Origin of the sequence: Xanthomonas sp. LF02-5 (genome assembly GCF_034105325.1) — a bacterium.
GTDB lineage: Bacteria > Pseudomonadota > Gammaproteobacteria > Xanthomonadales > Xanthomonadaceae > Xanthomonas_A > Xanthomonas_A sontii.
Genome location: NZ_JAXGGF010000001.1, coordinates 669883 through 684705 on the forward strand (window position 1 = coordinate 669883; position 14823 = coordinate 684705).

At 70.0% G+C, this 14823-nt stretch carries 12 protein-coding genes; 7 read left to right on the top strand and 5 right to left on the bottom strand.

The window, feature by feature from the left end:
* Positions 1–5 precede the first annotated feature (5 nt).
* From SLW52_RS03070 to pbpC, 5 genes are all read left to right on the top strand, one after another.
* A complete protein-coding gene (locus SLW52_RS03070; protein WP_320739457.1) occupies positions 6–776 on the top strand; it encodes an ABC transporter ATP-binding protein in 771 nt (256 codons plus the stop codon).
* Entirely contained in the window at positions 773–3214 is a 2442-nt protein-coding gene (locus SLW52_RS03075; RefSeq protein WP_320739456.1) for an ADOP family duplicated permease, read from the top strand. Before SLW52_RS03070 ends, SLW52_RS03075 begins: the two co-directional genes overlap by 4 nt.
* Positions 3215–3296: 82 nt before the next feature.
* On the top strand, positions 3297–4691 hold the full coding sequence (locus SLW52_RS03080) for a sigma-54 dependent transcriptional regulator (protein ID WP_320739455.1): 1395 nt from the start codon (positions 3297–3299) through the stop codon (positions 4689–4691).
* Between the two features lie 799 nt (positions 4692–5490).
* Positions 5491–5979 (top strand): ATP-binding protein, encoded by a 489-nt coding sequence (locus SLW52_RS03085; RefSeq protein WP_198526542.1) that lies wholly within the window; start codon positions 5491–5493, stop codon positions 5977–5979.
* A gap of 139 nt (positions 5980–6118) precedes the next feature.
* The gene (gene pbpC, locus SLW52_RS03090) at positions 6119–8512 is read left to right on the top strand and encodes a penicillin-binding protein 1C (protein WP_320739454.1); all 2394 of its coding nucleotides are present in this window, start codon (positions 6119–6121) and stop codon (positions 8510–8512) included.
* A 577-nt stretch (positions 8513–9089) separates the two neighbouring features.
* Here pbpC and SLW52_RS03095 read toward each other — a convergent pair.
* On the bottom strand, positions 9090–9674 hold the full coding sequence (locus SLW52_RS03095; RefSeq protein ID WP_017909166.1) for a ferritin-like domain-containing protein: 585 nt from the start codon (positions 9672–9674) through the stop codon (positions 9090–9092).
* 31 nt (positions 9675–9705) lie between these two features.
* Entirely contained in the window at positions 9706–10188 is a 483-nt protein-coding gene (locus SLW52_RS03100) for a peroxiredoxin (RefSeq protein ID WP_017909165.1), read from the bottom strand.
* Positions 10189–10357: 169 nt separating this feature from the next.
* On the opposite strand from SLW52_RS03100, the gene SLW52_RS03105 reads away from it, so the two are divergent.
* Together SLW52_RS03105 and SLW52_RS03110 are read left to right on the top strand one after the other, a co-directional pair.
* On the top strand, positions 10358–10825 hold the full coding sequence (locus SLW52_RS03105) for an Hsp20/alpha crystallin family protein (RefSeq protein ID WP_320739452.1): 468 nt from the start codon (positions 10358–10360) through the stop codon (positions 10823–10825).
* A 135-nt stretch (positions 10826–10960) separates the two neighbouring features.
* Positions 10961–11848, top strand: a complete 888-nt coding sequence (locus SLW52_RS03110) for a DnaJ C-terminal domain-containing protein (RefSeq protein ID WP_148829409.1) — start codon at positions 10961–10963, stop codon at positions 11846–11848.
* A gap of 87 nt (positions 11849–11935) precedes the next feature.
* Here the strand turns inward: SLW52_RS03110 and SLW52_RS03115 are convergent, their stop codons facing one another.
* The 3 genes from SLW52_RS03115 to SLW52_RS03125 all read right to left on the bottom strand — a co-directional run bounded on the left by SLW52_RS03115 (position 11936) and on the right by SLW52_RS03125 (position 14780).
* Positions 11936–12907: an IS110 family transposase gene (locus SLW52_RS03115; protein ID WP_320739450.1), complete on the bottom strand. Its 972-nt coding sequence runs from the start codon at positions 12905–12907 to the stop codon at positions 11936–11938.
* Positions 12908–13315: 408 nt separating this feature from the next.
* Complete coding sequence (gene pilH / locus SLW52_RS03120; protein ID WP_010340114.1) at positions 13316–13693, bottom strand: twitching motility response regulator PilH; 378 nt, start codon at positions 13691–13693, stop codon at positions 13316–13318.
* A gap of 82 nt (positions 13694–13775) precedes the next feature.
* Positions 13776–14780: an acryloyl-CoA reductase gene (locus SLW52_RS03125; RefSeq protein ID WP_320739448.1), complete on the bottom strand. Its 1005-nt coding sequence runs from the start codon at positions 14778–14780 to the stop codon at positions 13776–13778.
* Positions 14781–14823: the final 43 nt, after the last annotated feature.

A 14823-nucleotide genomic window follows, 5' to 3' on the forward strand; every position in this document is an offset into this window, starting at 1 on the left:
CCCGCATGACCGCAGTTCCCGCACCATCCGCCACGCCGCTGATCCACCTGCACGGGCTCAGCAAGGTCTTCCACACCGAGGAAGTGGAAACCCACGCCCTGGCCGAGATCGCACTGGACGTGGCGCCTGGCGATTTCGTCGCCATCACAGGCCCGTCCGGCTGCGGCAAGTCGACCCTGCTGTCGATCCTGGGCCTGCTCGATGCGCCCAGCGGCGGCACCTACCGGCTCAACGGCCGCAGCGTCGCCGAGCTGGACACGGTCGGTCGCGCGCGCATCCGCAACGCCGAGATCGGCTTCATCTTCCAGGCCTTCAACCTGATCGCCGACCTCACCGTGGAAGAGAACGTGGCGCTGCCGTTGACCTACCGCGACGGCGCCCAGCGCAGCCAGATCCGCCAGCGCGTGCGCGAGGTGCTGGAACTGGTCGGCATGCAGCATCGCCACAAGCACTATCCGGGGCAGTTGTCCGGCGGCCAGCAGCAGCGCGTGGCGGTGGCGCGCGCACTGGCCGGCAATCCGACGATCCTGCTCGCCGACGAACCCACCGGCAACCTGGACAGCCGCAACGGCGAGGCGGTGATGCAGTTGCTGGAACAACTGCACGACCACGGCACCACCTTGTGCATGGTCACCCACGATCCGGCGTTCGCGCGGCGCGCGCAGCGCATCGTGCACATGCTCGACGGCCGCATCGTCGACGAAGACACCTTCGAGCGGTTGCGCCACGAACAGGACGTGGCGCTGCCGGCACGCGCCGCGGGGCAGGCACGATGAGCGCCGCCCTGCAGTGGACCGAGATGCGGCAATCCTGGCGCACGCTCGCGCGCAAGCCGGGCTATCTGCTGCTGGCGGTGCTCACCCTGGCGCTGGGCGTGGCCACCACCACCGCGGTGTTCGCGCTGCTCGACCAGGCCTTGCTGAAGCCGCTGCCGTTCCCGCAGCCGGAGCGGCTGGTCACCCTCGGCCTGTCCAGCGACCCTGGCCGCAATGTCGCTGCACCCGGCTACTACCCGGTGTTGCGGCGCATGTCGAGCCTGCAGTCCATCGGCATCGCGCGCGGGTTCCCGGTGCCGGCCAACGTCGCCCGCGGCGCTGCCAGCGAAGTGGTCGCGTCGATCAGTGCCGATGCCGGCTTCCTGCGCACGCTCGGCCTGCCCATGGCGGCCGGGCGCAACTTCAACGACGAGGAAAGCCGGCCCGGCGGGCCGCAGGCGGTGATCCTCAGCCATCGTTTCTGGCAACGCTATTTCGATGGCGACCCGTCCGCGGTGGGACGCACCCTGCAGGTGGAAGGCAAGCCGGTGCAGATCGTCGGCGTGCTGCCGGCGGAGTTCCCCTGGGCCGAGCCGTTCGACCTGATCCGCAACATGCAGCCGGACCTGGCCGCGACCAACCTGTCCACCAACGAGATCGTGGTGGCGCGGTTGCGGCCCGGCATCAGCGTGGCCGCGGCGTCCGCGCAGACCGCGACGACGCTCCAGGCCTTGTTGCGCAACAGCCCGCACATGGACGCGTCGTGGTGGGCGTCGCTGCAGCGACGGCCGCCCAACGCGCTGCCGCTGCAGGACAGCCTGTACGCCGCCAACAGCGGCAACACCCTGTGGCTGTTCTTCGCCGCGGCCGCCTGCGTGCTGTTGATCGCCGCGATCAACCTGACCAGCCTGATGTTGTTGCGCGCGCTCGGGCGCAGCCACGACAGCGCGGTGCGTGCCGCGCTGGGCGCCTCGTGGCTGCGCTTGAGCCTGCCGGCATTGGCCGAAGGCCTGCTGATCGGCGCGCTCGGCAGCCTGGCCGGCCTGGTGCTGGCCTGGCTGGGGCTGCGCCTGCTCGGCGGCTGGGTGCCGCTGATGTGGATGCGCGGCGAGGCGCCGCATCTGAGCGGCGCCAGCGTGCTGTTCGCGCTGCTCGCCGGCGGTGCGACGGCGCTGTTGGCCGCAGCGCTGGGCATCGTCCGCGGCCGCCGCCGCAATCTGGTGACTGAACTGGCTGGCGGTGGGCGCGGCGGCTGGAGCCTGCAGGCCGGCCGCCTCGGCCGTGTCCTGGTGATCGCGCAGGTTGCCATCGCCGTGGTGCTGCTGATCGGCGCGGCCCTGTTCACCCGCACCTTGCAGAAGCTGGCGGAGGTGCCGATGGGCTTCGAGAGCCGCTCGGCGGTGGTGTTCACCCTGGCGCCGGTGAAGGAGCGCTACATCACCGCGGCCGATGCGGTGGAGCAGACCCGGCGCATCGTCGCGCGCTTGCAGCAGGTGCCTGGCATCGACCGCGTGGGGGTGTCGACCAATCCGCCGACGGCGACGCGGTTGAGCTGGAGCGTGGAGATCGATGGCGCGCCGTCCGTCGACAGCCAGTACCGGTTGGCCACGCCGCAGTTCCTGGAGGTCTTCCGCATTCCCTTGCTGGCCGGGCGCGGGATCGCCGACAGCGATGTGGCCGGAGGCGAGCGGGTCTGCGTGGTCAGCGCCAGCTTCGCTGCGCGTTACCTGCACGGGCAGGCGCTCGGCAAGATCGTCAGCTTGCCCGACGACGGCGGCGACCAGCGCGTGTCGATGCGGGTGGTCGGCGTGGTCGGCGACGTGCGCCACACCAGCCCGGCCGAGCCACCGGAGCCGACCGTGTACCAGCCGCTGGCACAGATGAGCGAGCCGATGTGGCAGATCCTCCGCGGCTTCGGTGCGCTGACCTATGCGGTGCATCTGCGGGCCGGCGCACTGGGTGCCGACGAGCGCGCGCTGCGCGCGGCGATCGACGAAGTGGCGCCGCAGCAACCGATCGCCGATCTGCAGCCGATGCAGGCGCTGGTCGCCAGCACCACCGGCGAACAGAAGCTCAACCTGCTGCTGGTCGGCCTGTTCGCGGGGCTGGCCTTGTTGCTGGCGGCGGTCGGCCTATACGCGGTGATGGCGGTGGCGGTGGCCGCGCGCCAGCACGAGTTCGGCGTGCGCGCCGCGCTCGGCGCACCGCCGGCGCGGCTGCGGCGGCAGGTGTTGGGCGAGGCCGGCGTGCAGATCGTGGTGGGCCTGCTGCTGGGCCTGGGCGTGGCGATGGCGCTGTCGCGGCTGCTGCAGCGGTATTTGTTCGAGGTGCGCGTGGCCGACCCGCTGGCGATCGGCGCGGTGCTGTTGGTGCTGGCCGCGGCCGGCCTGCTCGCCGCGCTGGCGCCGGCACGGCGCGCGGCGCGGGTGCCGCCGATGCAGGCCTTGCGCGCCGAATGATGCGCTTTGCGTTCCGATGCGGGTACGCCACGCCCGGCGCCGTGGCGCCTGTCCGCCACGCCCGGCCGCTAGACTCTGCGCCATGACCGACGCCCGCACACCGCCCTTGCCGCGCATTCTCGTCGTCGACGACCAGGCCGACGTGCGCGAGGCCTTGCGCATGCTGCTCAAGAGCGCCGGCTACGGCATGGTCGGCGCCGAGTCGCCGGAGCTGGCGCTGGCCTGCCTGCGCGGCGACGCGTTCGCCGCGGTGCTGGTGGACATGAACTATGCGCGCGACACCACCTCCGGCGCCGAAGGCCTGGCGTTGATCGCGCAGATCGCCGCGCAATGGCCGGGACTGCCGGTGATCGCGATGACCGCCTGGGCCAGCATCGAACTGGCGGTGGCGGCGATGCGCGAGGGCGCGGTGGATTTCATCGAAAAGCCCTGGCAGAACGCGCGGGTCCTGGCGGTGCTGGAGAGCCGCATCGCATTGGATCGCAGCCGCCGCGCCGCGCAACGGCTCGGCGAGGCGCAGGCGCTGTTGCTGCAGGACGGCGCGGCCGGCTTCGTCGCCGAATCGGCACAGATGCAGCGCTTGGTCGAGGATCTGCTGCGCATCGCCGGCAGCGGCGCCAACGTGCTGCTGCTGGGCGAGAACGGTACCGGCAAGAGCCTGCTGGCGCAGTTGCTGCACCAGTGGTCGCCGCGCCGCACGCAGGCCTTCGTCAAGGTCAACATCGGCGGCCTGGCGCCGACCCTGTTCGAGGCCGAACTGTTCGGTCACGTGCGCGGCGCCTACACCGACGCGCGCCAGGACCGCACCGGCCGTTTTGAACTGGCCGACGGCGGCACCCTGTTCCTGGACGAAATCGGCAACCTGCCGCTGCAGCAGCAGCCCAAGCTGCTGCGCGCGATCGAGGACGGCGAGTTCGAGCGGCTCGGCTCCTCGCGCACGCAACGGGTGGACGTGCGCATCGTTTCGGCAACCAACGCAGACCTGGAGGCGGAGGTGGCGGCCGGCCGCTTCCGCCAGGATCTGCTGTACCGACTCAACACCTTCCAGGTGCGGGTGCCACCGCTGCGCGAGCGCGGCGCCGACATCCTGCCGCTGGCGCGGCATTACCTCGTCGCCGCCTGCACCCGCTACCGGCGGCCGCTGCCGACGCTGGCGCGCGACGCCGAGCGCGCCCTGCTCGGTTACGCCTGGCCCGGCAACGTGCGAGAACTGGCGCACGCGATGGAGCGCGCGGCGCTGCTGGCCGACGGCAGCACCCTGGGCAGCGACGACCTGCGCCTGCAGCCGGCGACGAATGCCGTGCCGGCACTGTCGACGCAACTCACCCTGGAAGAAGCCGAGGCGCTGCTGCTGAAGCAGGCGCTGGCGCAGCACCAGGGCAATCTGCAGCGCACCGCCGACCAGCTCGGCATCACCCGGCAGAGCCTGTACCGGCGCCTGGGCAAGCACGGGCTGCGCAGCGATGACGCCGGCTGAGCGACAGCGCTTCCGGCCGCTGTGGCTGGTGGCGCCGGCCTTGCTGGCCTTGGTGCTGGTGCTCGCCGCCGGCGCGCCGCGGCTGCCCGAGGCGATCGTGCTGCTGCTGTGCGTGCTGCTGCTGACCATGGCGCTGTGGCGCTGGCAGCAGCGCGACGCCGGGCAGCGTCTGCGCACCCTCGGTGGCCTGCTGGACGCGCTGCGCGAGGGCGACTACAGCGTGCGGGCGGCGCAGGACGCGCGCGATGCCGACGGCCTGCTGGCGCGGTTCAACGCCCTGGCGCAGCGCCTGCAGGACGAACAGCGCGATTCGCACGAAAGCCTGCAACTGCTGAGCAAGACCCTGGCGGCGCTGGACGGGGCGGTGTTCGCCTTCGAACAGGACCAGCGCCTGCGCCTGGTCAATCCGGCCGGCGAGCGCCTGCTCGGCGTCGCCGCCCAGCAGGCGATCGGGCAATCCGCGCAGGCATTGGGACTGGCCGCCCTGTTCGATGTGCCGTCGGGCAGCATCCAGGCGCATGCGTTCGCCGGACAGCAGGGGCGCTGGCAGATCGGCCACGCCGCCTTGCGCAGCCGCAGCCAGGCCGGGCGGCTGCTGCTGGTGCAGCCGATGGAGCGCGCACTGCGCGAGGAGGAGGCGCAGGCCTTCCGCCGCCTGCTGCGCGTGCTTAGTCACGAGATCAACAACTCGCTGACGCCGATTGCCTCGATCGCCGACACGCTCGCGCGGCTGCTGGCGGCTGCGCCGCAGGCGCTCGACGCCGAACTGCAGGCCGATCTGCACAACGGGCTGGGCGTGATCGAACAGCGCAGCGCGGCGCTGCAGCGCTTCCTGGGCGGCTACGCGCGGTTGGCCAGGCTGCCCGCGCCTGTCCCGGCGCCAGTGGCGCTGGCGCCGCTGTGCGCGCGTGTGCAGCGGCTGCTGGACGATGCACGAGTGCAGGTCGAGGTCGCGCCGTCGCTGCATGCGTGCGCCGACGCCGACCAGCTCGAACAGGTGCTGATCAACCTGCTGCGCAACGCGCTGGAAGCCGGCGGCAGCGCGCCGGTGACGCTGCGCGCGAGTGCCGACGGCGCCAGCGTGTCGATCGAGGTGTGCGACGGCGGTGCCGGCCTGCCGCCCAGCGACAATCTGTTCGTGCCGTTCTTCACCACCAAGCCCGGCGGCTCGGGCATCGGCCTGGTGCTGTCGCGGCAGATCCTGGAAGCGCAGGGCGGCAGCCTGAGCCTGGAGGCCCGTACGGACGCGCAAGGCAGCGTGGCGACGCTGCGATTGCCGCTGGCGTAGTGGCAGAAGGAGCGCATTGTTGCTGGTGCCCCGGAGCAGTTGGGCACCCATCGTCGGCGATGCCGAACGGGCAGGGGATATCCCGCTCGCCGCGTCGCCACCGCAACAGGCAAAATGGCCGCTTCCATCGGGAGCCCGCATGCCACTGGACGACACCGCCGCCCCGCACGCCGCGCGGCGCCCCCGGCGCTGGACGCGCCTGCTGCCGTGGCTGCGCTGGGGCACGGTGGCGCTGCTGTCGAGTCTGTTGTTGCTGGACCTGGCGTTTCCGCTGCCGCTGCCGAAGTCGCGCGACACCTCGACCCTGGTGGTGGCCGCCGACGGCACCCCGCTGCGTGCCTTCGCCGACAGCAACGGCGTCTGGCGTTATCCGGCCACGCCGGACAGCGTCTCGCCGCTGTACCTGCAGGCGCTGCTGAACTACGAGGACCGCTGGTTCTGGCAGCACCCCGGGGTCAATCCCTGGGCGCTGCTGCGTGCGGCCAAGCAGTGGCTGTTCTCGCGCCACATCGTCTCCGGTGGTTCCACCCTGACCATGCAGGTGGCGCGCATCCTGATGCCGCCCGAGGTCAGTACGCGCACGCCGTGGGGCAAGGCCCAGCAGGCGCTGCGTGCGCTGCAACTGGAAGCGCACCTGAGCAAGCGGCAGATCCTGCAGCTGTACCTGGAACGCGCGCCCTACGGCGGCACCATCGAAGGCGTGGAGGCGGCGAGCTGGGCCTACCTTGGCAAGCCGGCCGCGCGCCTGTCGCAGGCCGAGGCGGCGTTGCTGGCGGTGCTGCCGCAGGCACCGAGCCGGTTGCGCCCGGACCGGCATCCGGAGGCGGCGCGCGCGGCGCGCGACAAGGTGCTCGAACGCATGGTCGCGCTGCGCGTGTGGCCGCGCGCACAGGTCGACGATGCGCGTATCGAGCCGGTGGTGGCGCGCTCGCTGCAGACGCCGCTGTACGCCGCGCTGCTGGCCGAGCGCCTGCGCCAGCAGCGCCCGCATGCCGCGCACATCGTCTCCACCCTCGACGCCGACCTGCAGCGCACGCTGGAGGACCGGGTCAGCGCCTACTTCTCGCAATTGCCCGAGCGCACCTCGGCGGCCTTGCTGGTGGTGGACAATCGCGACCTGCAGGCGCGCGCCTACATCGGCTCGGTGCAGTTCGGCGACCGCCGCCGGCTCGGCGACGTGGACATGGTGCAGGCCTGGCGCTCGCCCGGCTCCACGCTCAAGCCGTTCCTGTACGGCATGGCCCTGGACGATGGCCTGATCCATTCCGAAAGCCTGCTGGTCGACGCGCCGCAGAGTTTCGGCGACTACCGCCCGGGCAATTTCGACGAAGCCTTCAACGGCCCGATCGGTGCGGCCAGCGCGCTGCGCCTGTCGCTCAACGTGCCGGCGGTGGATCTGCTCGACCGGGTCGGGCCGGCGCGCTTCGCCGCGCGCCTGAGCAACGCCGGCATCGGCCTGAAGTTCCCGCGCGGCAGTACCCCTAACCTGGCGCTGATCCTCGGCGGCACCGGCGCCAAGCTGGAGGAACTGGTCGGCGCCTTCGCCGCGCTCAACCGCGACGGCATCGCCGGCCACGTGCGCTACAGCGCAACCGACAAGCGCATCGAACGGCGGCTGATGTCGCCCGGCGCGGCCTGGATCGTGCGCGAGATGCTCGAGGCCAATCCGCGTCCGGGCTACGGCGTCGGCACCTTCGACGTCGGGACGCGCCCGCGGGTAGCGTGGAAGACCGGCACCAGCTACGGCTACCGCGATGCCTGGGCGATCGGCAGCACCCGCCGCTACACCGTCGGCGTCTGGGTCGGCCGCCCCGACGGCACGCCGCTGCCCGGCCAATACGGCGCGGTGACCGCCTTGCCGCTGATGTTCGAGACCATCGACAGCCTGCCGCGCCTGCGCGGCGACAACGCCCCACGGCCGATGCCGGCGACGGTGCAGCAGGTGGACGTGTGCTGGCCGCTGGGCATCGCCGCCGAGCAGACGCCGCCGGCGTTGTGCCAGCGCCGTTTCTCCGCCTATGCGCTGGACGGCGCCGTGCCGCCGACCTTCGCCGAGCGCGACGCGCGGCTGTGGAGCGCCGGCCGCGAGACCGTGCAGGTGGACGCGCACAGCGGCCTGCGCCTGTCGCCGGACTGCGCGCAACCGCATGAGGCGGTCACCCGCGATTTGGCGCGCTGGCCGGCGCTGCTGACGCCGTGGCTGCACGCCAGCGAGCGCCAGGCCGGGCAATTGCCGGCGCTGTCACCGGACTGCCGCGACGACGGCCGTGGCCGCAGCGACGTATTGCGTATCGAAGGCCTCAACGACCGCGCCACCCTGGCACGCGCGCCGGGCAGCACCACAGTGCGTCTGCAGGTGCGCGCACTGGGCACGAGCACCCCGGTGGACTGGCTGCTGGACGGCCGCTGGATCGCCCGCACCGAGGGCGCACGCACCTTCCAGCGCGACTTCGCCGACGCCGGCGACCACACCCTGACCGCCCTGGCCAGCAACGGCGCCTGGACCCAGGTGCGGTTCCGGGTGTTGCGTTGAGCAGCGGTGGCGCGCGCTCGTAGAAGCCAACTGTCACGCAACGACGACGATCAGAGTAGGCGGGCGATCCGACCTCGGAAGCAGTCGGGACTGAAGTTCCTCCCACAATCGCTCCCGGACACCGATAACCGCGAGTCCCTGGGGGGGGGGGCTGTCGCTTGGCTTCGGCTTCGGCTTTGGCTGTTGCTGTCGCTCTTGCTGTTGCTTTTGACTTGCCGGGTTCCCTTCCGAAGCGGCGGCCATCGCGGGGAAACACCCGAAGGGCGGCGCACATGGATGTGCGCCGTCCGCGGCAGGGGCAGGATGCCCCTTCCGCGGATCCCCGGGATGGCCGCGCACCCGGAGCGCGTTAGCGCGGAGGGCGCGAGGCAGGGTGTGCTTTCTTTTGGTTACTTTTCTTTGCACAAGCAAAGAAAAGTAACTCGCCCGTAAGGGCGAAAGTCTTTGCCGTGGCTTGAGAATTGCTTGTAGTGCGAAAAGAAGCGCCATAGGAGCGCCTTCAGCCGCGACAGGCTCCATCGAAACGGCCTGTCGCGGCTGAAGCCGCTCCTACGAGAGGGCGTAACGCTGAACCGGCTTACTTCCCGATCCAGCCCTCCAGCATGTCCGAGAACTCGTCGGCATGCTCTTCTTCCTGGGCCAGGATGTCTTCCAGGATGCGCTTGGTGGTGGTGTCCTTGTCGCCGACGAAATTGATCATCTCGCGGTAGCTGTCGATAGCGATGCGCTCGGCGATCAGATTCTCCTTGACCATGTCGCGCAGATCCTCGCCTTCCTTGTACTCGGCGTGCGAACGCGCAGTCAGCGTGTCCGGGTTGAGGTCCGGCTCGCCGCCCAACTGCACGATGCGCTCGGCCAGCTTGTGCGCGTGCGCCTGCTCCTGCTGCGCGTGTTCCAGGAACTCGGCCTTGACAGCGTCGGCGAGCATGCCGGCGGCCATGAAGTAGTGGCGGTAGTAGCGCAGCACGCACACGTACTCGGTGGCGAGCGCGTCGTTGAGCATCTTGATCACCGCCTCGCGGTCGGCGCTGTAGCTCTTGGTGATCGCGCCGTCTTCGATGCTCTGGCGGGCGTTGGCGCGCAGCGTGGCGGTGTCGGTGAGGCCGGCGGTGTGCTGCAGCGGCTTGGCATCGGTCTTCGGGGTGGCTGGCTTGTTGGACATGGCTGGCCGTTTCCTGTGGTGGGTAAGGGGATCAGTCGGGAAGGTGCTGCAGCACGTAGTCGGCGGCGGAGACCTTGAACTCGCCCGGCGCCTCGACGAACAGCGCCTGCACCACGCCGTCGTCGGCGTACAGCGCGAAGCGGCGCGCCCGCACGCCCATGCCGTAGCTGCTGGCGTCCAGTTCCAGGCCCAGCGCCTTGGCGAAGTCGCCATTGCCGTCGGACAGCATCTGCAGGCCGTCCGGCACCAGTTGGCTCTTGCCCCAGGCCTGCATCACGAACGGGTCGTTGACCGCCATGCAGTACACCTCGATGCCGCGCTTGCGGAACTCTTCGAAGTGCTCCACATAGCCGGGCAGGTGCTTCTCCGAACAGGTCGGGGTGAAGGCGCCGGGCACCGCGAACAACAGCGCGCGGCGGCCGTCGAACAACGTGCGCGTGTCCACGGCTTCCACGCCGTCGCGGATGCGCTGCAGCACCACTTCGGGAATGCGTTCGCCGGTCTGGATGGGCATGTCGGGCTCCTTTGATGAACCGAGTCTAGAAACGGAAATGGGAAGGTGGCGTCAACGCCTTGAAAAGCGCCGCGGCAGGCCTATCTGACCGGCATGGACGGCGGGCCGGTCCCGCCGCCGCGAACCGTCCCCTCCGGGGTGTACCTCATTCACGTTTCAGGAGACCACGATGAGCATCGTCCGTTATCGCCAGTGGCCGGCCCAGGCCGCATTCCAGAACGAGATCAAGCAGGTGTTCGACCGCTTCTTCGACCCCAACGGCGGCACCGACGAATCGGCCGTCGTCACCGCGCAGTGGGTGCCGCGCGTGGACATCAAGGAGGAGCCGGAGCGCTTCGTGCTGTACGCCGACCTGCCGGGTATCGACCCGTCGGAGATCGAGGTGTCGATGGACAAGGGCATCCTCTCGATCAAGGGCGAGCGCAAGAGCGAATCGGCCGCCGACGCCGAGCGTTTCTCGCGCATCGAGCGCCGCTACGGCAGCTTCCACCGCCGCTTCGCGCTGCCCGACAGCGCCGATCCGGACGGCATTTCCGCCACCGGCTACCATGGGGTGCTGGAAGTGCGCATTCCCAAGCGTCCGGCGAGCACGCCGCGCCGTATCCAGGTCGATACCGGGGCCACGATCGTGCAGTAAGCGCCTGCTCGCAGCGGCGTCGCCACCGCGACGCCGCGCCCTCGCCGCCGGCCGTAGAATGGCCGGGCGATGGCGCAGTGCATGCAACCGGCCCGTTGCCGCAAGGCGGCGGGCCGACTCTTTTTGAGGTGATGGATGGAATTCAAGGATTACTACGCGACCCTGGGCGTGGAACCCAGCGCCGGCGATGCCGAGATCAAGACCGCGTACCGGCGGCTGGCGCGCAAGTACCATCCCGATGTCAGCAAGGAGCCTGGGGCCGAAGAGAAGTTCAAGGCGATCAACGAGGCCTACGAGGCCTTGCGCGACCCGCCCAAGCGCGCCGCCTACGATCAGTTGCGCGCGCAGGGCTACCGGCCGGGCGAGGAGTTCCACGCGCCGCCGAACTACGGCGGCGCGCAGGGCTTCGACTTCGAGGAAGTGTTCGGCAACGGCGGCGCCGGTGGCGGCTTCAGCGATTTCTTCGAGAGTCTGTTCGCCCGCCAGCAGCGTGCCCGCCAGGGCGGCGCCGGCCCCGGCCCGGGACCCGGCGCGCCGCGCGGCGACACCCGCGCCAAGCTGGCGGTGCCGCTTGAGGCGGTGTACGCCGGCGACAGCGTGCGCATCACCATCAACGGCAAGCAGTTGGACGTGCGCGTGCCCAAGGGCGTGCGCCCCGGCCAGGTGATCCGGCTGGGCGGGCAGGGCAACGGCGGCAGCAACCTGCTGCTGGAGATCGAGTACGCCGCGCATCCGCAGTTCGAGGTGGACGGCCGCAACATCCTCTACACCCTGCAGGTGACGCCCTGGCAGGCGGCGCTGGGCACCAGCATCAGCGTGCCGACCCTGGGCGGGGCGGTGGAACTGAAGATTCCGCCCGAGTCCGACGCCGGCCGCAAGCTGCGCCTGCGCGGCCGCGGCCTGCCCGGCACTCCGCCGGGCGACCAGATCGTCGAACTGGAAGTGCTGGCGCCGGCGCCGGAAACCGAAGCGCAGCGCAAGGCGTATCGCGGGTTGGCCAAGGCGTTTGGCGAGGCCGTGTGAAGTGAGGCGGGATTGGGGAGTCGGGATTGGGGATTCGCAAAAGCGGGCTCCCCTCGCGCTGTGGCGTCGTAGATACCGTCTTACCCCCTAGCAGGCAAGGCCCCTTTTCGGATCGAACGCCGTGCCCGATTTGAGAACCCCATAAGCCAGGTGCAGGAGCTTGCGCATGGCGGCGCACACGATCTGCTTGCCGGCTTTGCCACGTTCGCTCAGCCGTTGTTTCAGCGCCCGGATGATCGGGTTGTGGGTCATGGCCACCAGAGCCGGCATGAACAGGCCTGCGCGCAAGCGGGGTGAGCCGGTGCGCGAGATGCAGACGTGGCCTTTGCGCTCGCCCGACTTCTGCAGGCACGGATTCAGGCCCGCGAAGGCGGTCACCGCCGAGGCATCGGCGAAGCGCCTCACATCGCCAAGCTCGGCCAGCATCAAGGCCGCGCTGGTGTCGGCAATGCCCTGGATGCTCACCAGCAGCTCGCGCTGCCCACGCAAGGTCGGATCCTGGTCGATATGGTCATCGATGGTCTGCTCGATCTGAGCGATGTGGTGTTGCAGATCGGCCAGATGGACCTGGATCGAGTCCTTCACCTGGGCCGGAGCGACGTCTAGCCGGTTGCGCTCCATCTGCAGCATCTGTTGCAGATCCTGGCGCCGGCGCACCAGCGCTTTGAGCTGCTTGAGCGCCGGTGGATCAGGGGACCAACGGCGTAACTGCTCGCGGTGACGCAGGGCATAACTGGCGATTAGCTTGGCATCGCTGCGATCGGTCTTGACCCGGCTGAGTTGGCTGCGCGCGTACGCGGCCGTCTGCGCCGGGTTGAGCACGCACACCCGATAGCCGCGTGCGTGGAGGAACTCGGCCAGCGCCTGGTGGTAGGTGCCGGTGGCCTCCATGGCGATCCAGCTATCGGGCTGCGCATGCGTCTGCAGCCATGCCTGCAGGGCCTGGAAGCCCTTGGCATCGTTGGACAACTTGGCCTTGGTACGGTGCTTGCCATTGGTCAGCTCGATGGCCACATCGAAACTGCGTTTGGCGACGTCGATGCCGATGACGGGAGACATAGGCGATTCCTCCATCGTGTCAGGGTCATGATCGGCGCTGGGCCCGGTCCTGCCTTGTCGATGCGAGTTCACGCCCGCTGGCGGACTCTGGATACCGTTCGGACACACAAGGGCCAGCATGTGGAGGGCGGAGCCGATCTACGATGCAAGCTCGAAGCTTTAGGAGCGACTGGACCTCCCACACCTCCTCCGATGATCAGTCGGAAGACATGACGCCTGTTTAGGGGCGACATGTCCAGATACAAGGAGCGGCTTCAGCCGCGACAGGCGTTACCGGTAACGCCCGTCGCGGCTGAAGCCCCTCCTACAAGGGGCGCCGAGTGCAATGCGGCCTTACGCCGCGCGCGCAAACGCCGCCCGGAAACCCGTCTTTACGACTCCCCATTCCCCAATCCCGATTCCCGGCTTTTAAGGCGCATCCTCGCCACTGAACACACGCTCGATCACCTCGTACAGCTCGTCCTCGGAGAACGGCTTGGTGATGTAGGCGCGGGCGCCCTGGCGCATGCCCCACATGCGGTCGGTGTCCTGGTCCTTGGTGGTGACCAGGATCACCGGGATGTTCTGCGTGGTCGGCTCGCGGCGCAGGGTGCGGGTGGCCTGGAAACCGTTGAGGTTGGGCATCACCACGTCCATCAGCACCAGATCCGGCAAGGCCGCCTTGGCCGCTTCCACGCCGGCGGCGCCGTCGGTGGCGGTGATCGTTTCGTGCCCCAGTTTTTCGACGATGCGCTGGATGCCCAGCAACTGCGACGGCGAATCGTCGACGATCAGAATGCGTGCCATGTGGTTCCCCCTAGGAGGCTCCGAGTGTAGAGGCAGCGGCGCGAAGGCGGAAAGCGTTGCGTGTCACAAAGCGTCGGCGTGGCTACGCGCTCGCATCCAGCCGCACCACCGTGCGCCCGAACGACTGCCCGGCCAGCATCGTCGCGAACACCTCCGGCAGGCCGGCCAGGTCCACTTCGCGGGTGCAGATCGTCTCCAGGTGGCGCGGCTTCCAGTCGCTGCCCAGGTGCTGCCAGATGCGGTCGCGCAGGTCGCGGGCGGTGCCGGCCGAGCCGATGCCCAGCAGCGACACCCCGCGCAGGATGAAGGGCATCACCGTCATGTCCAGCTCCGCGGTCGCGGCCAGGCCGGCGCTGGCGACGTTGCCGTACGGTGCCGTCTGCGCCAGCAGGCTGGTCAGCATCGCCCCGCCCACGTTGTCCAGGCCGCCGCCGAAGCGCACCGATTCCAGCGGCCGGCTGGTCTGCAGGGCCTCGCGGCCGAGCACCTGGGTGGCGCCCCAGGCCTTGAGCTGCTCGGCGCGGTCTGCCTTGCCGCTGACCGCATGCACCTCGAAGCCGGCGCGGCTGAAGATGTCGACCGCCAGCGAGCCGACCCCGCCGGTGGCGCCGGTCACGCACAGCGGGCCATGCGCCGGGGTCTGGCGGTTGTCGAGCAGGCGCAGCAGCGCCAGCGCCGCGGTGAAGCCGGCGGTGCCCAGCACCATGCTCTCGCGCAGGCTCAGCCCGGCCGGCAGCGGCACCACCCACTTCGACTCCAGGCGCACGTACTCGCTGTAGCCGCCGTCGCGGGTCTCGCTGAGGCCGCAGCCGGTGACCAGCACCGCGTCGCCTTCCTTGAACGCCGGGTCGCGGGAGGCGACCACGTGCCCGGCCACGTCGATGCCGCCGACCAGCGGGAAGCGGCGCAGGATCTTGCCCTGGCCGGTGCCGGCCAGCGCGTCCTTGAAGTTCACCGACGACCAGGCGGCGCGGATCACCACCTCGCCGTCGCTGAGCTGGTCCAGCGACAGCGGGGCGAGGCCGGCGTGGTAGCCGGTGGCGTCCTGGTGGATGCGGAAGGCGGAGAACTGGGCGGGAACGGACATGGAACACCTTGGTCGGCACGCAGGAATGCACCAAGATACCCTT